Raw genomic sequence first — 19,778 nt, 5'->3', positions numbered from 1 at the left:
GCATAATTGAACCGTAGTCATTGAGCGAGCCATATTATAAAAACACAAGATATGCGTAAATGGAATATCTGAGTGAGAATTAATCGTTTGAAAGTATGGATTTTCACACCTAATATCCCTACTAAGACAACAAGATATGTTCAGCAAAGGATGCTATGAATCAAATGGTTAATTCTACAAAAACGGCACGCGTTCAATTTAACTGGCAAGATCCATTTTTATTGGAACAGCAACTCAGTTCTGAAGAACGCATGATTCGTGATGCTGCTTATGCCTATTCACAAGACAAACTGATGCCAAGAGTTTTAGAACAATTCCGCCATGAAAAAACAGATGCTTCTATTTTTCGTGAAATGGGTGAGCTAGGTTTGCTGGGACCGACAATCCCTGAAGAATACGGTGGTGCAGGTCTAAACTATGTCAGTTATGGTCTTATTGCCCGTGAAATTGAACGCGTAGATTCTGGTTATCGTTCAATGGCAAGTGTACAAAGCTCCTTGGTGATGGTGCCTATCAATGAATTTGGTTCTGAAGAGCAAAAACAAAAGTACTTACCTAAATTAGCTACTGGCGAGTTTATTGGATGTTTCGGTTTAACAGAACCTGATCATGGTTCAGATCCAGGCAGTATGATCACCCGTGCCAAAAAGGTCGAAGGTGGTTATCGTCTGACTGGCGCAAAAATGTGGATTACCAATAGTCCAATCGCTGATGTATTTGTGGTCTGGGCTAAAGAAGTTTCTGCTGAAGGCAATGTCGGTGAAATTCGTGGCTTTGTCCTAGAAAAAGGTTGGGAAGGACTTTCTGCGCCTGCGATTCATGGCAAAGTCGGTTTGCGTGCATCGATTACCGGTGAAATTGTGATGGACAATGTTTTTGTTCCTGAAGAAAATGCATTTCCTGAAATTCGTGGTTTGCGTGGACCATTTACTTGTTTAAATAGTGCACGTTACGGTATTGCATGGGGCGCGATGGGGGCGGCAGAGTTTTGCTGGCACACTGCACATCAATATACGATGGATCGTAAACAATTTGGACGCCCACTGGCTGCGAATCAATTGGTGCAAAAGAAACTTGCAGATATGCAAACTGAAATTGCTTTAGGGCTGCAGATCGCATTACGTTTTGGTCGTATGAAAGATGAGGGCATTGCTTCTGTTGAAGGCACTTCACTGATTAAACGCAACAATTGTGGTAAAGCTTTAGATATTGCGCGTGTTGCTCGAGACATGATGGGGGGTAATGGCATCAGTGATGAATTCGGTGTCGCTCGTCATTTGGTCAATCTGGAAGTGGTCAACACCTATGAAGGTACCCATGATGTACATGCCTTAATTCTCGGGCGTGCACAAACTGGTATTGCTGCCTTTAGTAACTAAAATCAACTGTTTTAAAACAGGGATGCTTAAATCTAGCATCCCTTGTAGGATTTTTTGCCTTAAATTTTATAAAAACTAAGGTAAAAATAAATCAATGATAAAAGGATTCATCGTGAAAAATATCTGATTATTCTTTTAACTCTCATACTTAACTCTAGATTGATGCAATAAAAATAACAAAGAAATAAGTAGAGAGAAAGATAAAAAGTGACCGATGACTCATTTGGGAAAATGAGGTAGAGGAAAAATGAACAATGATGTTCGATCAGTTACAACTTCAACAAAATTATCCATGCCATCCAATATTGGAACCTTTGAAAAAATAGGCCCAAATACTTGGAAATGGGCACTTTTATTCGCCTATTTCGCTATGGTCGTCGATGGCGTAGATATCATGTTGTTGTCCTATAGCTTAACCAGTTTAAAAGGTGAGTTTGCATTATCTACTTTTCAGGCTGGCGCCTTAGGCAGTGCCTCTCTGGCAGGTATGGGGATTGGTGGGATTTTAGGTGGATGGGCATGTGATAAGTTTGGCCGCGTACGTACCATTGCCAATTCGGTATCGTTTTTCTCAGTTGCAACATGTTTGTTAGGCTTTACCCAAAGTTTTGAACAATTTATGGCATTACGATTTATTGGTGCACTAGGGATTGGGGCGCTTTATATGGCATGCAATACCCTTATGGCTGAATATGTTCCTACAACGTATAGAACTACGGTATTGGGTACATTACAAACAGGGCAAACCGTTGGATATATTGTTGCTACATTATTAGCTGGTGCGATTATTCCTGATCATGGTTGGAGAGTCTTGTTTTTTATCACGGTTATTCCAGCATTTATCAATATTTTCTTGCAACGCTTTGTACCTGAACCAAAGTCTTGGCAGCTCAACAAAATCAATCAGCTTCAAGGCAAGAAACCAGTTGAAGCCACAGTTCCCGAGAAAGCGAAAAGTGGCAGTATTTATAAACAAATTTTTGCCAACTTTAAGCACCGTAAAATGTTTTTATTGTGGATGACTACGGCCTTCTTCTTACAATTTGGTTACTACGGAATCAACAATTGGATGCCAAGTTATCTAGAAACAGAAGTGCATATGAACTTTAAAAACATGACCAGTTATATGGTAGGTTCATATACAGCGATGATTTTAGGCAAGATCTTAGCGGGATATTTGGCAGATAAATTTAATCGTCGTGCAGTATTTGTGTTCGGTACCATAGCCAGCGCTGTCTTCTTACCTGTGATTATTATCTTTAATACACCAGACAATATTTTGTACTTATTGATCACTTTTGGTTTCTTATATGGCATCCCTTATGGTGTAAATGCGACCTATATGGCGGAATCATTTTCTACCGATGTCCGAGGTACAGCAATTGGTGGTGCATATAACATTGGGCGAGTAGGCGCTGCAATTGCCCCAGCAACCATTGGTTTCCTTGCTTCGGGAGGTACATTTATGACGGCATTTATCGTGATGGGCGCAGCTTATTTTGTTGCAGGAGTATTACCTGGCTTATTTATCAAAGATCGTCAATATGATCCCCAACAACAATAGTCAACGCTTGTTTAGACAGATTCAGTAAATCATAAAATTGAGGAGTATTCGCTTACTCCTTACATAGAGGTAAATATATGGGTGCATTACAAGGAATTCGAGTTTTAGATCTGAGTCGAGTACTGGCAGGTCCGTGGTGTGGACAAGTTCTTGCAGATCTAGGCGCCGAAGTGATTAAGATTGAACGCCCTAAAGTTGGTGATGATACCCGTATGTGGGGCCCGCCGTGGATGCTTGATCAACAGGGTAGAGCGACGCGAGAATCTGGATATTACCAATCTGCGAATCGCAATAAATCCTCAGTGGCAATTGATATGGCAACGCAGGATGGGCAGCGATTATTACATCACATGGTGAAAACCGCAGATATTGTGATTGAAAACTTTAAAGCAGGTTCATTGAAAAAATATGGATTGGATTATGAAACCCTCAAGCATATTAATCCAAAATTGATCTATTGTTCTATCACTGGTTTTGGTCAAGATGGGCCGCGTGCAGAAGAACCGGGTTATGACTTTATTATTCAAGGTATGTCTGGCTTGATGAGTATTACTGGTGAAAAAGAAGGTGAGTTAGGGGCAAGTTCACAAAAAGTTGGTGTGGCAGTGGTTGATATTCAGACTGGGCTATATGCAACAATTGCGATTCAGGCCGCACTGATTTCTCGTCAGCAAACAGGTGTTGGACAATATATTGATATGTCTTTGTTAGATGTACAGGTTGCTGGGCTCGCCAACCAAGGTATGAACTATTTAAGTTCAGGTATCGCACCTCAACGAATGGGTAATCATCATCCCAATATTGTGCCTTATCAGACTTTTAAAGCGCAAGATAAGGAGTTTATTCTGGCCTGTGGCAATGATAAACAATTTAAAGATTTATGTATTGCCATTGGAAAACCTGAATTGTTAGATCAATCAAACTATCTCCGTAATCAAGATCGGGTGAAATATCGTCAAGAATTGGTTGCTTTGTTGTCTGAATATTTTTTATCAAATACCGCGAAGCATTGGGTCGATGCAATTCATGCAGTGAAAGTACCTGTTGGCGTGATTAATTCTGTTGCAGATGCTTTAGATGAACCCCAAATTCAATATCGTAAAATGGTGGTCAATATTCCACATACAGATAATCCTGATTTTAATGTGATTGGTTCACCGATTAAAATGACAGGAACACCTGTTGAATATCGTAATGCACCGCCACGCTTAGGAGAACATACCAAAGCGATTTTAGAAGAGTTTTGTTCAGATGATGAATTGTTACAGTTAAAGCAACAAGGGGTTATTGAGGGTATTGGCTTATAGTTGGCTAATTTTAAAAATATTGAAATCAACGCATAGGATCAATCAAAGTTATGCCTTAATTGGGGTGTTTCAATGCCGCATTAATCATCCAAACCCTCCTTTCAAAAAAAAGGGGGGTGAGTCATTGAAAATAACAATATGAAAAAATTACGCTGTAGTGGGAATAATCCGTTGTTGCATCAACACCTGTTGGGCAATATAAGGTTTCTCATCATCTTTGGGTTGAACTGCATGCCATTGATCATTGGCATCGAGTTCCCAAGCACGAATATTGTCCTTTAAATAACTGAGTAGCCCATATTCAATAATCTGTTTTTTAAGCTTTTTATCTTCAATCGGAAAGCAAGTTTCGACCCGAGAAAATAAGTTTCGACCCATCCAGTCAGCACTTGCGCAGTATAAGTCCTCATTGGCATCATTATAAAAATAATAAACACGAGTATGTTCTAGGAAGCGCCCGACAATAGAACGAACTTTAATATTTTCAGAAAGCCCTTGAATTTGTGGTCTTAAACAACAGATTGAACGGATAATCAGCTCTATTTTAACCCCAGCTTGTGATGCTTTATACAAAGCTGTAATGAGCTTAGGTTCAGTCAATGCATTGACTTTAATGATGATACGGGCTTTTTTACCCGCTTTTGCATGTGCTGTTTCTTGCTCGATCAAATGTAACAGTTGAGAGTGTAAGGTGAAAGGAGCGTGGAAGAGTTTTTTTAACTTTAACAATTTACCCATACCCGTCAGTTCTTGGAAGATTTTATGTACATCTTCACAAATTTCATCATTTGTGGTGAGTAAACCATAGTCGGTATACATCCGTGCATTTCCAGCATGGTAGTTGCCTGTGCCCAGGTGTACATAACGTTTAAGTTTGTCGACTTCACGTCGCACAACTAAAATCATTTTGGCATGCGTTTTATAACCGACAATACCATACACCACAACTGCGCCAGCTTCTTGTAGAAGATTTGCGACGATAATATTTGACTCTTCATCAAAGCGCGCACGTAATTCGATAATCGCTGTAACTTCTTTCCCATTGCGAGCAGCTTCTGCCAGCACTTGTACAATTTCTGAGTCTGGGCCACTACGATATAAGGTTTGTTTAATTGCTAAAACATTGGGGTCTTTTGCCGCTTCTTTGAGTAGATTGATAACGGGCTGGAAAGAATCAAATGGATGATGTAATAGCAAATCTTGCTTGCTTAATATTTCAAATATTTTATTTGAATTTCTTAAGGCTTTGGGAATAACGGCTTGATAAGGCTTAAACCTTAATTCTGGAATATCAAAATCAGTAATCAGACGTGTTAAATTGACAGGACCATTCACTTGATAAAGATGCTGTGGATCTAAATCAAATTGTTCTAATAAATAATTATTAATTGAATTTGGGCAATTATCTGCGATTTCTAAACGAACTGCACGACCAAAACGACGTGAAGATAATTCATCTTTCAATGCGACTGCCAAATCATCGACATCTTCTGCCAAAGTTAAGTCAGCATTACGGGTAACACGGAATTGATAGCATCCTGTTGCTGTCATGCCGGGGAATAAATCACTGATATGCTGTTGGATAATCGCTGACAATAAAATGTAATGTTCTGCGCCGTCTGTGAGCTCGTTTGGTAAGCGTACAACACGCGGTAAGGAACGAGGTGCGGGTACAATGGCCAGTTCAATCTGGCGACCAAAAGCATCTTTTCCTTCTAAGGTGACAATAAAGTTTAAGCTTTTATTGACCAAGCGTGGGAAAGGATGAGCAGGATCTAAGCTAATTGGTGTTACAACAGGTTGTACTTGTTTAAAAAAGTAATTTTTAATCCATTCCGCGTGTTTTTCTAAAATGTCATTATATTGGATAAATTTGACGCCATAGTTTTCTAACTCAGGCAATAATACATGGTTTAAGGTGTCGTATTGCTCTTGAATCGCAAGATGTGCGTTATGTGAAATTTGCTCAAGAATAACTTCGTTTGGAATACCATCTGGCGCTGTGGTAATGGTTTTGAAGTCCAGTTGTTTCATTAATCCAGCGACACGAATTTCAAAAAACTCATCTAAATTACGTGAAAAAATAATGAGAAAATTCAATCGTTCAAGCAGAGGATGAGTTTCATCTTTTGCTTGGGCTAACACACGTTTATGAAATTCCAGTAAGGAAATTTCACGATTAATATAGCTGCTAGAGCTATGTTGAAATTCAGGCGTGGTTAAACTTTTTGAAGCGGGCATGATCTGCGTCATTTGAAACTGTCTTAACGACCTTGAAGGGCATAGTAAGTATTCTACATGACAAAATTGTTACAGATAGCTAAAATGTTAAAAATTGTCTTAATCTTAAACGATTAAAAAATATTAATTTTTTAATCGTTAGATCGACTTGAAAAAAAACGAATCTGCTTAGACAAAATGTGAACTGATACAATGCACCAAGACAATATTATTACAAATTAAAATTTGCATTGCTCATTTTTGAGTTTTAGCTCATATGCTTTCTGTTCAGACATCAGTTTTATTTTTACATAATAAGGATTTTGACGTTGGAATTCATTTTCAAAAAGTAAATGACAATTTTCAAGCATACCTTCCATTAAAAGTTGCTGAGTTTTTTCTTTACCCATGCTATTTGAAAACTGATTAAAATCTTTAGATGTAATTAAACCTTGCAAATCAACATGATCATGATACATATGAATTTTCTCAATCACTGTGTTTTGGTCGACTTGTACAGGCAGCACGCGAGAGTCTTCTTCACTTAACGCAGTTAAAACATCATCTAAATTTTGTTGATCTATAATTTTATAATCCTGTCCAATCAAATTCTTTTGAATCAAATAATCATCTAATTCAGTTGCATAACTACTTTGAGAAATGAGCATGTACATTGACATTGCGAATAAAGGAATTATTTTAAATTTCATTTGAATTATACATATATTAAAAATATGGATTTTATTATACTGAAACAAAAAATAAGCACCATAGTTGGTGCTTATTTATCTTAAAACAAAACAAATTAGTCTTTGTTTAAATTTTCATTGATTAAAAATTCAACCAAGGCTTTTTGTGCATGTAGGCGGTTTTCTGCTTCATTCCAAACCACAGCGTTTTTGTGATCTAGCATATTTTCAGAAACTTCTTCACCGCGATGTGCAGGTAGACAATGCATAAATAGACAATCTGGATGCGCTAAATCCATTAATTTTTCATTCACTTGATACGCAGCAAACGCTTTTTCACGAATTTTTTGTTCTTCTTCTTGGCCCATACTTGCCCAAACATCCGTCACGATTAGATCTGCATTGACCGCTGCATCTTCTGCTGATTCAAAAAGTTCTACGCAATGAGCAAATTCTGAAAGAAATTCAGGTTTTGGTTCATAACCTTTCGGTGATGCGATTTTTAACTTAAAGCCCCACATATGCGCAGCTTCAATATATGAATTACACATATTGTTGCCATCGCCAATCCAAGCCACAGTTTTGCCATTGATCGAACCACGATGTTCAACAAATGTTTGTACATCCGCAAGTAGCTGGCAAGGGTGGTGGTCGTCAGTTAATGCATTGATAACCGGGACTGTTGAATATTCAGCAAAACGTTCAACAATATCATGACCAAATGTACGAATCATCACGATATCAAGCATGCTCGATATCACACGTGCAGAATCTTCAATTGGCTCACCACGACCCAATTGAGTGTCGCGTGATGAAAGGAAAATTGCACTGCCTCCAAATTGGCTCATACCAGCTTCGAAAGATACACGAGTACGGGTACTCGACTTTTCAAAAATCATCCCCATGACTTTTCCAACAAAGGGTTGAAATACTTCGTTGTTGTGTTGTTTTCGCTTTAACTCTTGAGCACGTTCAATGATACGGTTAAGTTCAGCAGTGGATAAATCACGTAAAGTAAGAAAATGTCGTAGAGCCATGGTTACTCCACAATAATTGTTTAGTCAAAACCAATAGGGAAATTGACCAACAATTCATTGTTGGTGGTTGATGAAAGTAAAAAGGAGAATCAGCTAATATACTATATGAATATGAAAACGCAAAAAAATTAGACCTTTTGATGGCCCTCTAAGAAGCGATCTACACAATAACTTACGCAATTGAATATTTCTTGATCAGATTCTTTGATTTCAATCCCCATTAAAATTCGCCATTCCAAATTTCTAAGAATTCCAAAATAAAATTGTGCTGAAAATAAAGGATTTGCACAGGTTAATATTTGATTTTCTACACAACGTTCCAAGGCACATGCAATAGAGTGTTGTACTTGCTTTGGTCCTTTTTCATGAATATAGACGGCCAATTGTGGGTCTTTTTGTGAACGTTCTAAGACCAAACGTATAAAAGCAATATTTTCAGGAATGATCATATGCTTATAAAAGTTAATCAAGGTATTGATCAAATATGCTCTGAGCTCATTCAACGCGGGGTTAAATGGAATGCAGATATCTTTAAAGAATAAATCACGACGATAGTCACAGATCGCTGTAAATAGACCTTCTTTACTACCAAAATATTTGTAAATCGAGGCTTTTGATCCGCCTGCATGATTCACGATGTCATCTAAAGATACCGCATCATAACCGTGCTCTAAAAAAAGATCGTTTGCACTAATCAGTAATGCCAAGCGACGTTCATGCCCACGTTTAGTTTGTGGAAAATCACATCCTGTAGCTTCAACTTGTGCTAAATCTTCGTTCATAAATTACTGAGGAAAAATGGGTTGTCACTATTATATCAAAGATGTCAATAAATTTCTTAGCAAACGTGCTATTGGAAAAAATGATTAAAAAAAGTGCATAAAAATGAAAAAATGAATCAAAATTCATTTTTCTTTGACTAAAGTTTTAGAGTAATATACCTAAATGGTCATATGCGAAATATAAATTATGGCTATACTCAAAACTCAAAACTCAATAAACAAGTGACCACTGTGGAAGGGAATATGACACAACAGACGTCTGCAGGCTTAAGATTTAGACAAGCTCTAGAAGTGGAAAAACCATTACAAATCATTGGTACAGTCAACGCTTATGCAGCGATGATGGCGAAACAGGTGGGTTATAAAGCCATCTATCTTTCAGGTGCTGGTGTGGCAAACTATTCTTATGGTTTACCTGATTTAGGGATGACCAGCTTAGACAACGTATTGGAAGATGTTCGTCGTATTACAGAACGTGTAGATACACCATTACTTGTTGATATCGATACAGGTTGGGGTGGTGCATTTAATATTGCACGTACAATTAAACAAATGATTAGTGCGGGTGCGGCAGCTGTCCATATTGAGGATCAAGTTGCACAAAAACGTTGTGGTCATCGTCCAAATAAAGAAATTGTTTCTCAACAAGAAATGGTTGATCGCATTAAAGCAGCAGTTGATGCAAAAACAGATTCGAACTTTGTTGTGATGGCACGTACAGATGCATTGCAAAAAGAAGGTTTGCAAGCCGTGATTGATCGTGCTTGTGCATGTGTCGAGGCAGGTGCAGATGCGATCTTTGCTGAAGCAATGACGGACATTACCATGTATAAAACAGTTTGTGATGCAGTAGGTGTTCCTGTTCTTGCAAATATTACAGAGTTTGGTGATACACCTTATTACACCACCCAAGAACTAGGTGAACAGGGTATCAGCATGGTGTTGTATCCATTGTCGGCAACACGTGCAATGCAAAAGGCTGCCCTCGAAGTTTTCCGTTCAATTCGTGAAAATGGTACACAAGTTAATGTACTGGATAGCATGCAACAACGAAAAGAACTTTACGAATTCCTTGATTATCACACTTTCGAAAACACTCTAGATAAACTGTTCACCCAGGAGAAATAATAAAATGGCTGAAGGAAAAGTACTTACAGGCGCAGGATTGCGTGGTCAAGTTGCAGGCAAAACAGCACTTTCTACAGTAGGTAAGAGTGGCGCAGGCTTAACTTATCGTGGTTATGATGTGCAAGACCTTGCAGAAAATTGCCAATTTGAAGAAGTTGCATACCTTATTTTCTTTGGTGAATTGCCTACAGCAGAACAGTTGGCGACATATAAAGCCAAATTAAAATCACTTCGCCAGTTACCGCAAGCTTTAAAAGAAGTGTTGGAACGTATTCCTGCTGATTCACATCCAATGGATGTGATGCGTACAGGGGTTTCAATGTTAGGAAATTTGGAAACTGAAAAATCATTTGATCAACAGCAAGATGTGGCAGATCGTATTCTTGCAACTTTGCCAGCGATCATTTGTTATTGGTACCGTTTTAGTCATGATGGTGTACGTATTGAAGAAAATACCGATGACGATTCAATCGGTGCACAATTCTTGCATTTACTGCGTGGTGAAAAGCCAAATGAATTACATGAACAAGTGATGAATGTTTCATTAATTCTTTATGCTGAGCATGAGTTTAACGCGTCAACATTTACTGCACGTGTATGTGCTTCAACATTGTCTGATATGCACTCGTGTATTACTGGTGCAATTGGTTCACTGCGTGGACCTTTGCATGGCGGCGCAAATGAAGCTGCGATGGAAATGATTGAAAACTGGACGTCACCAGAACAAGCTGAACGTGAAATGCTGGGTAAACTTGAACGTAAAGAAAAGATCATGGGCTTTGGTCATGCGATCTATAAAGACAATGACCCGCGTAATGGCATCATTAAAATTTGGGCTGAGCGTTTAGCAAAAGATGTTGGTGATACAGTGCTTTACCCAGTATCAGTACGTTGCGAAGAAGTGATGTGGCGTGAGAAGAAATTGTTCTGTAATGCAGATTTCTTCCATGCATCTGCATATCATTTCATGGATATTGCAACAAAATTATTCACACCAATCTTTGTGATGTCTCGTGTTACTGGTTGGGCAGCGCATGTAATGGAACAACGTGCTGACAATCGTATTATTCGTCCAAGCGCAGATTATACTGGCCCAGAGCTCCGTAAAGTTATACCGATCACTGAGCGCTCTGCGGCGTAATGAATTGATCAAGATTGATAAAAGCAGTAAAAATAAAGCCTCCTAAGAGGCTTTATTTATTTAGGAAGCTGACCTGTAGGAAATAAAACAACAGTTTCTTCACGGCTATATCCTTCATCAAAAGATAAGCTGAGTGATTCAAAAGTAATCAGCGCCCCTTTGTTTTTTGGCAGTTCAAAAGCCTGTTTAAGTTTAATTTCTGGACTGTAACTGGTTAAATTCTGTTGAAGACTTTGATATTGCGGGCTGGATATTGTAAATATCGAGCCATAAATTGTTTTAAATGAGTCAGAGCTTTCAGTATCAGATGGTCTTTGTTCGAGTAGATTAACGTTAAAGTCTTGAAGCACGATCTTTTTAAGCGGTTTAAGCTGAGTCTTTATGCTTGAAAGTTTTTGCTGAAAGCTTTGTTGATCTGTAATACCTGTAAAATTTTCATCGTATTTGAGCAGATCATAGCGTTTTTCACTCAGTGAATAGCGATAAACTCTTGGAATGTCATAGCTTGCTGAATTTTCAAGAATTAAAACCGCTTTTTTATCTGAATCATAGCCGAGGACTTCAAGTGAAATATTGCTATAACTTTTTGCAAAAGCGAGAGCGCTAAAACTGAATAAGAGCGTCGATGTGATTATTTTTAACACGATTTATCCTCATTATTGTATTGGTAAGAGCAAAACAGTATCTTCAACATCATAGCCTGTTTCTTCTGGAATGCCGAAATATTTAACCACAATCAGCAGCTTATTCTGATTTGGCACGACATAGTTCTGAGTGATTTTTATTGTTTTAGCATACTGTATAGCTTGTTGGTTTTTGCTTTTTAAAGAAGCTGTTGTAACTTTGTATATGGTTTTATATTGAGGAATCTTTTGGGATTGATCATGCCAAGCAGGGACGTAATGAGTTTGACTTTTCACCACTTGAATTTTTGCTGTATTGGCATTTCCTATAAGTAACGGTGTTAAACGCTTTTTAATTTTGTTTAGATCTTTTTCAAACTGGATAGCATCTTGATCATAGTCAATTTGATGCGTTTTGGGATTAATATATAACGATTGTACTTCAATCAACTTGTCAGGTGTTTTACTGTTGAGCTGATAATAGTATAACTGTGGCAAGCGCCCACGCTCATCTTCATAGTGTCGTAACAGATAAAGTTTTTGTTGTTTTGCTTCATAACCCAATACTTCTATTGTTTGTCCACCACCGACAGTTGCATAACAATGTAATGACGTTGTAAGGATAGTGGTGGCGGTTATGTGTTTTAGAAATTTCATCCGCAAATATTCTTGATGTGTTTTAAGTTATCTTGCTTAAATATTGTTTAGATTAAAATGGCGTTTGAGTAAAAATAAACTCCAATATAAATTTAAATAAAAAACAGAAGAATAAAAATTCACAAGATTAGGTTTCTTTATAAATGCTAGATATAAAAAAGGAGATCATATTGATCTCCTTAATGAAATTTCGCTTGCAAATAATTAAAAATGTTCAGCAGTTGCTAAGTTCCACATTCTAAAATAGAAGTTTTCTTCATCTTTATTTTCACAACTGAGCAATTCACCGTCTTTCATCCAAAAGTGCAATTGAGCATAGTTTTTGATTTCACGGTCATTGATTCGTTGTGCCAAATGATGTGCTTTAATCTCAGCAGGATGTTGTAAACCAGCTGCGGCAATCATTTCCGCAAGCGCTTTTAAGGTGTTTTTTTGGAAACTAAACACACGGTCTGCTTTAGATGGCACATCAAGTGCTTTTTGACGTTCTTTGTTCTGCGTTGCAACGCCAACAGGACATTGGTTGGTATGACAACTTTGTGCTTGGATGCAACCCACCGCAAACATAAAGCCACGTGCAGAATTGACCCAGTCAGCACCCATAGCCATAGTACTGGCGATATCAAAGGCACTGATAATTTTACCACTTGCGCCAATCTTGATTTGAGAACGTAAACCTGCGCCAATTAAGGTATTGTTTACAAAAAGCAGGCCTTCACGTAAAGGTGTACCCATATGATCAATCAGTTCAATAGGGGCAGCACCTGTACCGCCCTCTGAACCATCAACCACGATAAAATCTGGAGTGATTTTGGTCAGTAGCATGGCTTTTACAATGCTCATAAATTGCCAAGGTTGTCCGATACACAATTTAAAACCAACCGGTTTGCCGTTGGATAGCTCACGTAATTGCTGAATAAAATGCATCATTTCAATAGGAGTGCTAAAAGCAGAATGTGTCGCTGGGGAAATACAATCCACGTCCATAGAAACACCGCGTATTTCGGCAATTTCTTTGGTGATTTTATCTTTGGGAAGAATACCGCCGTGCCCTGGTTTTGCCCCTTGGGATAGTTTGATTTCGATCATTTTAATTTGAGGCAAAGCTGCTTGTTGCTTAAATTTTTCAGGATCAAACTTACCATCTAAAGTACGGCAACCAAAATAGCCACTGGCAATTTCCCAAACAATATCACCACCCGGTTCAAGGTGATAAGGACTTAAGCTCCCTTCACCTGTGTCATGATAAAAGTTGCCTTTTTTTGCACCAGTATTTAAAGCAAGAATGGCATTTGCACTCAAACTACCAAAACTCATTGCTGAGATATTCATGATCGAAGCACTATAAGGTTGTGAGCATTGATCATTGCCAATACTAATTCTAAATGTATTAAAATCAGCAGGTGTTTTGGGTGTCATCGAATGGGTTAAAAAACGATAGTCATCTTGATAGACATCAATAATTGAACCAAAAGGCTTATCTGCATTTTCATTTTTAGCACGTTGGTAAACTAAGCTTCTTTGTGCACGTGAAAAAGGTAAGGCATCATCATCAGATTCAATGAAATATTGACGAATTTCAGGACGTATATCTTCAAAGAAAAATCGAAAATGTCCCATTAAAGGGTAATTTCTTAAAATAGAATGCTGTGTTTGGATGATATCAGCAAAGCCAATTGCGGCCAGTATGGATGAAATAATCCAAGCTAAATTCAGTACAGTATCTGAAAAAAAGTAATAAATATAATGACCTTCGTTAAAGAAAATAATCCAAGTCAAATATAAAGATACAAATATACAAAGGAACCAAACGGAATAACGGGAGAAAAAAGTATTGAGAAGTTGATGTCGAATTGCTTGAGCAGGACTTGCCATGAAGTAAATATCTCATTCTTTATATAGCGCTAAATTGCCCAAATTGATGAAAAAGCTCAAGTAATGATTTGTTAGACTTGAGAATGGTTCTAGATTAATAATTGAATGATTTATTTTCTAAACAATTTGAGTTAATTTAACTGAAATATTTATTCAATATGCGATGAAAACAAAAAGGAATCGAAAATGTTTGAAGAGTTTCTGACAAAATTGTTAAACCCAAGTATCAGTTTTTTAGCCATTTATGTTTCTGTAATCGTTGTTATTGCTTATATCGGGCTGTTCTTCCAGTTTTTTAAAATTAAAAATCTAAAGCAGGAAAATGAGACATTAAAGCATCAGTTAAGTTCTCAAGCTCACTCAAATATCAGTTTGAGCAAGGATGAGGGAATTATTTCTTAAAATTATGCTGAAAGTAAATTGATAGAAATAAAGCCTGAATTTTCAGGCTTTATTTGATAAGTTTTAATTATTTAGCTTTGAAATTTTGACAGTAATTATATGATCGACCTTACTTCTGATGTAGAACAGGAATTATTAACAGCAATGGACAACTATAAAGCCATTGCTGAAGTGCTTATTGATAAATTAATTACAGAAACAGACCAACCTGAAAAAGAAAAAATTAATGCAGGACACTATTACGAAATACAAGATGCTGATTTTTTAAATGGACAAAAAACGCTATCGGAAGATTGGTCTTTTTTTGTGCATGGAGAGCATTGTATGTTTGAGAATTTAATAACAGGGCAAATTCTTGAAGTTTCGCTTGGAAACAAAGAAAGTATTGGTAATCTTGACCCATATTTCTTTTATAATTTTCTCAAGACAACAATTGAATTCAATCACTTAACAAAATACTTCGTTAATCCCTTTAGTAGTACTTTAGATTTTTTTGAAAAACTTGAACGACAAAAAATATTGACAATAGATTTCGGAGTTTATCGAAAACTATGAGAAAAAATAGTCTGATAAAAGGACAATAAAGTCACAGCAAAGTCTTTATCTCTAGTGGGATGAAGTGTTTAATTTTACTTTGGTTAAGTCCTCAAACTCACTCAAATATCAGCTTAAGCAAGGATGAGCGAGTTATTTCTTAAAGTTATGCTGAAAGTAAATTGATAGAAATAAAGCCTGAATTTTCAGGCTTTATTTAAGCGTTACATTGTTAGAGTTAGATTGCAAATTTTATTCGTCAGTGGGAACAAGCATCAAGATAGATTCATTCAACAATCCAGCAATGTCTTCTAATATTTCATCATCAGACAATTCATGATTGAGTTTGACACTTTGTCCATCTGCAATCTGCTTTAAATGGGGTACAAATTGTTCAGAAATACAGATCGATTCACCATTTGCCCAGAATAATAATTCATGATTCTGTTGAAGATAAATTAATCGAGAGGCTGGCTCAATTTGTAGTAAATAGCCTTGGTCAAGAACTTCTTCTAAATCTCCAGTGCCAATCGCTTCAGCATCTGGAATATTTTCAGGGTACTTTGCTTCAGCCATTAGACTCATAATGGCATCTTCTAACACTTTAGAATTGTTTAATTTTGCCAATAATTCAGTTTTTAAATAATCGAGTTCAGATTGTGTTACTTGCCCAATCGGGTTTTGTTTATTCCGTAAGATGTCGATAAGCGGATTACGTAGTTGTTGGTCTTCGACAAATTTATCGCTGACACGATCCATCATGTCTGCAATATTCGGCATACGGAAACCAAAAGAGTAGGTTAGGCAATCGTCTTCCGCTACACCATAATGTGACAATCCTGGTGGGACATAAAGTAAATCACCTGGCGCTAAAACTTCATCAAAATTGATCTCCATTTCTGGAAGTAGCTTTAACGGCTGCCCTTCAACAAATTCAGATTCAGCATCACACATTTGTCCAAGTTGCCAACGACGGTGTCCATAACCTTGTACAAGAAATACATCATAAAAGTCAAAATGCTGACCTACAGAACCACCTTTAGCAGCATAAGAGACCATAATGTCATCACGACGCCACTGTGGAATAAAAGGAAATTTCTTCCAAAGCTCTGCTAAATCAAATGAATAATGATCTACAGCTTGAATCAATAAGGTCCAAAGTTTTGGCATTTTTTGAAAATCACCTTTGATGAGCGGTGATGATTTTACTGACCATTGATTTGGATCTTTGTCTTTTTGCTTAATCAGGCGTGCTGTGATGTTTTCATCCAGAGCAAGCTCCATGACGTCATCTGGAACAAGGATATTGGCAATTTCAGGTAAAGCATTACGAACCAATAAAGGTTTTTTTTGCCAGTATTCTGAGAGGAATTGTTCAGCAGTAATTCCGCCAAGAACATCTAAAGGTAGGGACATGAAAATAGCCTAAGCAAATTTGAATCTATAATGTGGCTATTGTCTTATGAGATGACAGGTGGTGCAAGTATTTGTAAATTTATTCAAAATATATTTATATAAAAACAGCCATGCTTTTTGAAAATTAAAGGAGTTATAAAAGTCATGATTTTAAAAAAAATATCTCATAATATATTCGAGATTTGCCTAGATTTAAAAGAAAGCATTTTTAATTGGATTGAGGGATATGGATTTGTTCCTATTTCGTATTATTCTGACCCAAAAAAAGAAATTGCAAACAAAACACTTTCAGTATTGCGTTCGTATCGACAATTGATTATCAAAGGTAAAAATATGTCTATTCCAACTTGGGTGGTGAATGAAGCGCAAGTGAATGATTTTAGTGAGGCGCAATTAAATCAAATTTGGTTAGAGTATTTAAACAAGATGATTCTTGCTTTTGATTTGGTCTTGATGGGGGACTGCCAAACAGAATCTAAGGCTAAGATTAAAGAAGGGCTTATGTTATTTGCAACGCATTATCAGGATTTATGGGATTAACTCAAAAAGTCTTCATCCTTTTTTAATGCATGAGCAAATAACACAAAGTCCATGTAATTATGAAAATTTATAATAAGATCGAGCTTATTATACAATGTGGAAATTAAGGTAGCAGGATGCCCAACTTCCTTAAAATTCCACATAACTGAATCATTGGCATACCCATCAAAGTGGTTTGGTCTTGCCCAATCATTTGCTCAAATAAACTAATACCAAGACTTTCACACTTAAAGCTACCCGCACAATGCAGAGGTTGATCAATTTCGATATAACGCTCAATTTCATCCAAAGTTAAGTCACGAAATTTCACATGATAATGCTCAACTAAGGTTTGTTCAAAACCAGAAGCCAAATGTTGCACACTTAAGGCAGTACTAAAAAAGACATTTTTGCCTGAATTGGCTTGTAGCTGGTGAATGGCTTTTTCTACAGATAGAGGTTTACCAATAAAATCTTGTGGTGCATGTTCACGCCAAGCCACCTGATCTGACCCAATCACAATTGCATTTGGATGATCTTGTGCAATGACTTGGGCTTTTTCAAAAGCCAAGCGCTTAGCCAAGTCATCGGCATGAGATTCACCCTGTGGTGATTCATCGATTTCAGGAGAGATACAATGATAGTCTAAGCGCAAACGATTCATTAAATCTTTACGGGTTTGGCTCGATGAAGCCAAAATAATTTCAGGGTGATTCATCTTTGAATAATTCATGCCTAGTTATACTGCATATTCCATCAAGAGATCTAAGGGAACATACGCCAAAACAGCTTGATGACAGGCTTGTAGTTTTACACGAGGTGCCATGTCATTTTGATAGGCCTCAACCCAACGCGTCACACATAAACACCAAAAATCACCAGGTTGTAGTCCCGGAAAGCCGTGTTCTGGCAGCGGTGTAATTAGGTCATTTCCCACTTTTTGTGAAAAATTTAAAAATTCTGAAGTCATTTCAGCGCATACAGTGTGCTGACCGAGGTCGGTTGTTGCTGTATGGCAGAAACCATTACGAAAATAACCTGTGATTGGGGAAAAACAACAACTTGCTAAAGGTTCACCTAAGACATTTAAACCATTGATTTTAGGATCGGGATGAAAAGACATAAGCGTATAGAATTTAAAAGTTCGCCCTATAATAATCAAATCTCAACTTTTCTACAGCTTTTCTACAAAAGTATCTAACCTTTTTTTGTGTAATCATTTAGAATCTACGCGATTTTTAATATCTATAAGAGAGCTATACATGAATTTTCAGCGTATGACTGACCTCGATTTAGCAGGCAAGCGTGTACTTATTCGTGAAGACTTAAACGTACCTGTTAAAAATGGTGTGATTACAAGTGATGCACGTTTACGTGCTGCATTACCGACAATTAAATTGGCACTTGAGAAAGGTGCTGCGGTCATGGTGTATTCTCATCTTGGTCGTCCCGTTGAAGGTGAGCCAAAAGCGGAACAATCATTAGCTCCTGTAGCTGCTTATTTAACTGAGGCACTTGGTCAAGACGTTAAATTATTTACAGATTACTTAGATGGTGTTGAAGTTGCAGCAGGGCAAGTGGTATTACTTGAAAACTGTCGTTTCAATGTGGGTGAAAAGAAAAATAATGCTGAACTTTCAGCAAAATATGCAGCGCTTTGTGATGTATTTGTGATGGACGCATTTGGTACAGCGCATCGTGCAGAAGCATCAACTGAAGGCGTAGCACGCTTAGCAAAAGTTGCAGCAGCAGGCCCTTTGCTTGCAGCTGAATTAGATGCTTTAGGTCGTGCATTACAAACACCTGAAAAACCAATGGTTGCAATTGTTGCTGGTTCTAAAGTTTCTACTAAACTTGATGTTTTAACTTCGCTTTCTGATATTTGTGATCAATTGATCGTTGGTGGTGGTATTGCCAATACATTCTTAGCTGCAGCTGGCTTCAATGTCGGTAAATCATTGTGTGAAAATGATTTGATTGACACAGCGAAAGCGATTGCGGCAAAAGTATCTGTTCCACTTCCAACCGATGTTGTTGTGGCAGATGCTTCTGCAATCGATTTTGCAGATTTCTTAGGTTCATTGGCAAATGCTAAAGCAATAGTAAAAAAAGTTGAAGATGTAGCAGACAATGACATGATTTTGGATGTCGGTCCTGAAACTGCGAAAGCTTTTGCTGAAATCTTAAAAACGTCTAAAACGATCCTTTGGAATGGTCCAGTTGGCGTGTTTGAAGTGGATCAATTTGGCGAAGGTACAAAAACACTTTCTTTAGCGATTGCAGAATCTGAAGGATTCTCTATTGCTGGTGGTGGTGATACTTTGGCAGCAATTGATAAATACCAAGTTGCAGACAAAATTGGTTATATTTCAACTGGTGGTGGTGCATTCCTTGAATTTGTCGAAGGCAAAACACTTCCAGCTGTAGCGGTATTGCTTGAACGTGCTTAATTGAAAAATTATTTTAATTATGACGTTTATATGAAAGGCTGACCTCGTGTCAGCC

Annotated in this window: 19 protein-coding genes; 9 read left to right on the top strand and 10 right to left on the bottom strand. The window is 37.4% G+C overall.

All coding sequences use genetic code 11. The features are described from left to right. Window positions 1-155: 155 nt before the first annotated feature. The 3 genes from CQZ96_RS03640 to CQZ96_RS03630 all read left to right on the top strand — a co-directional run bounded on the left by CQZ96_RS03640 (window position 156) and on the right by CQZ96_RS03630 (window position 4,250). Entirely contained in the window at window positions 156-1,379 is a 1,224-nt protein-coding gene (locus CQZ96_RS03640) for an acyl-CoA dehydrogenase (RefSeq protein WP_105712739.1), read from the top strand. Window positions 1,380-1,626: 247 nt separating this feature from the next. Further along, window positions 1,627-2,943 carry an MFS transporter gene (locus tag CQZ96_RS03635; RefSeq protein ID WP_056510935.1) on the top strand — a complete coding sequence of 439 codons (1,317 nt, stop codon included), beginning with the start codon at window positions 1,627-1,629 and terminating at the stop codon, window positions 2,941-2,943. A 77-nt stretch (window positions 2,944-3,020) separates the two neighbouring features. Beyond that, window positions 3,021-4,250: a CaiB/BaiF CoA transferase family protein gene (locus tag CQZ96_RS03630; RefSeq protein WP_105712738.1), complete on the top strand. Its 1,230-nt coding sequence runs from the start codon at window positions 3,021-3,023 to the stop codon at window positions 4,248-4,250. Window positions 4,251-4,397: 147 nt separating this feature from the next. Here CQZ96_RS03630 and ppk1 read toward each other — a convergent pair whose 3' ends face one another. The 4 genes from ppk1 to CQZ96_RS03610 all read right to left on the bottom strand — a co-directional run bounded on the left by ppk1 (window position 4,398) and on the right by CQZ96_RS03610 (window position 8,978). Next, complete coding sequence (gene ppk1, locus CQZ96_RS03625) at window positions 4,398-6,503, bottom strand: polyphosphate kinase 1 (RefSeq protein ID WP_105712737.1); 2,106 nt, start codon at window positions 6,501-6,503, stop codon at window positions 4,398-4,400. A 206-nt stretch (window positions 6,504-6,709) separates the two neighbouring features. Beyond that, complete coding sequence (locus CQZ96_RS03620) at window positions 6,710-7,180, bottom strand: hypothetical protein (RefSeq protein ID WP_004720706.1); 471 nt, start codon at window positions 7,178-7,180, stop codon at window positions 6,710-6,712. A gap of 95 nt (window positions 7,181-7,275) precedes the next feature. After that, complete coding sequence (argF, locus tag CQZ96_RS03615; protein ID WP_105712736.1) at window positions 7,276-8,196, bottom strand: ornithine carbamoyltransferase; 921 nt, start codon at window positions 8,194-8,196, stop codon at window positions 7,276-7,278. Between the two features lie 128 nt (window positions 8,197-8,324). Then, complete coding sequence (locus CQZ96_RS03610; protein WP_004720703.1) at window positions 8,325-8,978, bottom strand: TetR/AcrR family transcriptional regulator; 654 nt, start codon at window positions 8,976-8,978, stop codon at window positions 8,325-8,327. 243 nt (window positions 8,979-9,221) lie between these two features. Between CQZ96_RS03610 and prpB the strand changes: the two genes are divergently transcribed. Together prpB and prpC are read left to right on the top strand one after the other, a co-directional pair. Next, window positions 9,222-10,106: a methylisocitrate lyase gene (gene prpB / locus CQZ96_RS03605; protein WP_105713019.1), complete on the top strand. Its 885-nt coding sequence runs from the start codon at window positions 9,222-9,224 to the stop codon at window positions 10,104-10,106. 4 nt (window positions 10,107-10,110) lie between these two features. Continuing rightward, on the top strand, window positions 10,111-11,247 hold the full coding sequence (gene prpC / locus CQZ96_RS03600) for a bifunctional 2-methylcitrate synthase/citrate synthase (protein ID WP_105712735.1): 1,137 nt from the start codon (window positions 10,111-10,113) through the stop codon (window positions 11,245-11,247). Between the two features lie 56 nt (window positions 11,248-11,303). On the opposite strand, the gene CQZ96_RS03595 is transcribed toward prpC, so the two are convergent. The 3 genes from CQZ96_RS03595 to CQZ96_RS03585 form a co-directional block, all read right to left on the bottom strand. Beyond that, window positions 11,304-11,891, bottom strand: a complete 588-nt coding sequence (locus CQZ96_RS03595) for a hypothetical protein (RefSeq protein ID WP_105712734.1) — start codon at window positions 11,889-11,891, stop codon at window positions 11,304-11,306. A 12-nt stretch (window positions 11,892-11,903) separates the two neighbouring features. Next, entirely contained in the window at window positions 11,904-12,527 is a 624-nt protein-coding gene (locus CQZ96_RS03590; RefSeq protein WP_105712733.1) for a hypothetical protein, read from the bottom strand. Between the two features lie 204 nt (window positions 12,528-12,731). Beyond that, window positions 12,732-14,402, bottom strand: coding sequence for an FMN-binding glutamate synthase family protein (locus CQZ96_RS03585; protein ID WP_004720693.1), 1,671 nt, complete (start codon window positions 14,400-14,402; stop codon window positions 12,732-12,734). Window positions 14,403-14,588: 186 nt separating this feature from the next. Here CQZ96_RS03585 and CQZ96_RS03580 point away from each other — a divergent pair, with 186 nt between their 5' ends. Both CQZ96_RS03580 and CQZ96_RS03575 read left to right on the top strand, forming a co-directional pair. Continuing rightward, window positions 14,589-14,804 (top strand): hypothetical protein, encoded by a 216-nt coding sequence (locus CQZ96_RS03580; protein WP_034610331.1) that lies wholly within the window; start codon window positions 14,589-14,591, stop codon window positions 14,802-14,804. 99 nt (window positions 14,805-14,903) lie between these two features. After that, on the top strand, window positions 14,904-15,359 hold the full coding sequence (locus tag CQZ96_RS03575) for a DUF6896 domain-containing protein (protein WP_105712732.1): 456 nt from the start codon (window positions 14,904-14,906) through the stop codon (window positions 15,357-15,359). A gap of 231 nt (window positions 15,360-15,590) precedes the next feature. On the opposite strand, the gene CQZ96_RS03570 is transcribed toward CQZ96_RS03575, so the two are convergent. After that, window positions 15,591-16,754 carry a cupin domain-containing protein gene (locus CQZ96_RS03570; RefSeq protein WP_105712731.1) on the bottom strand — a complete coding sequence of 388 codons (1,164 nt, stop codon included), beginning with the start codon at window positions 16,752-16,754 and terminating at the stop codon, window positions 15,591-15,593. Between the two features lie 144 nt (window positions 16,755-16,898). Between CQZ96_RS03570 and CQZ96_RS03565 the strand changes: the two genes are divergently transcribed. Next, complete coding sequence (locus tag CQZ96_RS03565) at window positions 16,899-17,294, top strand: hypothetical protein (RefSeq protein WP_105712730.1); 396 nt, start codon at window positions 16,899-16,901, stop codon at window positions 17,292-17,294. A 103-nt stretch (window positions 17,295-17,397) separates the two neighbouring features. Here the strand turns inward: CQZ96_RS03565 and CQZ96_RS03560 are convergent, their stop codons facing one another. Together CQZ96_RS03560 and CQZ96_RS03555 are read right to left on the bottom strand one after the other, a co-directional pair. Next, a complete protein-coding gene (locus CQZ96_RS03560; protein ID WP_105712729.1) occupies window positions 17,398-17,991 on the bottom strand; it encodes a Maf family protein in 594 nt (197 codons plus the stop codon). Window positions 17,992-18,012: 21 nt separating this feature from the next. Continuing rightward, window positions 18,013-18,396 carry a DUF2237 family protein gene (locus CQZ96_RS03555; protein WP_004720680.1) on the bottom strand — a complete coding sequence of 128 codons (384 nt, stop codon included), beginning with the start codon at window positions 18,394-18,396 and terminating at the stop codon, window positions 18,013-18,015. A gap of 139 nt (window positions 18,397-18,535) precedes the next feature. On the opposite strand from CQZ96_RS03555, the gene CQZ96_RS03550 reads away from it, so the two are divergent. Further along, on the top strand, window positions 18,536-19,723 hold the full coding sequence (locus tag CQZ96_RS03550; RefSeq protein ID WP_105712728.1) for a phosphoglycerate kinase: 1,188 nt from the start codon (window positions 18,536-18,538) through the stop codon (window positions 19,721-19,723). Window positions 19,724-19,778: the final 55 nt, after the last annotated feature.

It is taken from the genome of Acinetobacter sp. MYb10 (assembly GCF_002980175.2).
Lineage (GTDB): Bacteria > Pseudomonadota > Gammaproteobacteria > Pseudomonadales > Moraxellaceae > Acinetobacter > Acinetobacter guillouiae.
The sequence above is the reverse complement of the archived record's forward strand: the minus strand, read 5'-3'. Positions and strand labels throughout refer to the sequence as shown.

Excerpts from the sequence above, each read along its gene's own strand:
- CQZ96_RS03640 (WP_105712739.1), top strand. The coding sequence starts at position 156 with ATGAATCAAATGGTTAATTCTACAAAAACGGCACGCGTTCAATTTAAC.
- CQZ96_RS03635 (WP_056510935.1), top strand. The coding sequence starts at position 1,627 with ATGAACAATGATGTTCGATCAGTTACAACTTCAACAAAATTATCCATG.
- CQZ96_RS03630 (WP_105712738.1), top strand. The coding sequence starts at position 3,021 with ATGGGTGCATTACAAGGAATTCGAGTTTTAGATCTGAGTCGAGTACTG.
- ppk1 (WP_105712737.1), bottom strand. The coding sequence starts at position 6,503 with ATGACGCAGATCATGCCCGCTTCAAAAAGTTTAACCACGCCTGAATTT.
- CQZ96_RS03620 (WP_004720706.1), bottom strand. The coding sequence starts at position 7,180 with ATGAAATTTAAAATAATTCCTTTATTCGCAATGTCAATGTACATGCTC.
- argF (WP_105712736.1), bottom strand. The coding sequence starts at position 8,196 with ATGGCTCTACGACATTTTCTTACTTTACGTGATTTATCCACTGCTGAA.
- CQZ96_RS03610 (WP_004720703.1), bottom strand. The coding sequence starts at position 8,978 with ATGAACGAAGATTTAGCACAAGTTGAAGCTACAGGATGTGATTTTCCA.
- prpB (WP_105713019.1), top strand. The coding sequence starts at position 9,222 with ATGACACAACAGACGTCTGCAGGCTTAAGATTTAGACAAGCTCTAGAA.
- prpC (WP_105712735.1), top strand. The coding sequence starts at position 10,111 with ATGGCTGAAGGAAAAGTACTTACAGGCGCAGGATTGCGTGGTCAAGTT.
- CQZ96_RS03590 (WP_105712733.1), bottom strand. The coding sequence starts at position 12,527 with ATGAAATTTCTAAAACACATAACCGCCACCACTATCCTTACAACGTCA.
- CQZ96_RS03585 (WP_004720693.1), bottom strand. The coding sequence starts at position 14,402 with ATGGCAAGTCCTGCTCAAGCAATTCGACATCAACTTCTCAATACTTTT.
- CQZ96_RS03580 (WP_034610331.1), top strand. The coding sequence starts at position 14,589 with ATGTTTGAAGAGTTTCTGACAAAATTGTTAAACCCAAGTATCAGTTTT.
- CQZ96_RS03575 (WP_105712732.1), top strand. The coding sequence starts at position 14,904 with ATGATCGACCTTACTTCTGATGTAGAACAGGAATTATTAACAGCAATG.
- CQZ96_RS03570 (WP_105712731.1), bottom strand. The coding sequence starts at position 16,754 with ATGTCCCTACCTTTAGATGTTCTTGGCGGAATTACTGCTGAACAATTC.
- CQZ96_RS03565 (WP_105712730.1), top strand. The coding sequence starts at position 16,899 with ATGATTTTAAAAAAAATATCTCATAATATATTCGAGATTTGCCTAGAT.
- CQZ96_RS03560 (WP_105712729.1), bottom strand. The coding sequence starts at position 17,991 with ATGAATCACCCTGAAATTATTTTGGCTTCATCGAGCCAAACCCGTAAA.
- CQZ96_RS03555 (WP_004720680.1), bottom strand. The coding sequence starts at position 18,396 with ATGTCTTTTCATCCCGATCCTAAAATCAATGGTTTAAATGTCTTAGGT.
- CQZ96_RS03550 (WP_105712728.1), top strand. The coding sequence starts at position 18,536 with ATGAATTTTCAGCGTATGACTGACCTCGATTTAGCAGGCAAGCGTGTA.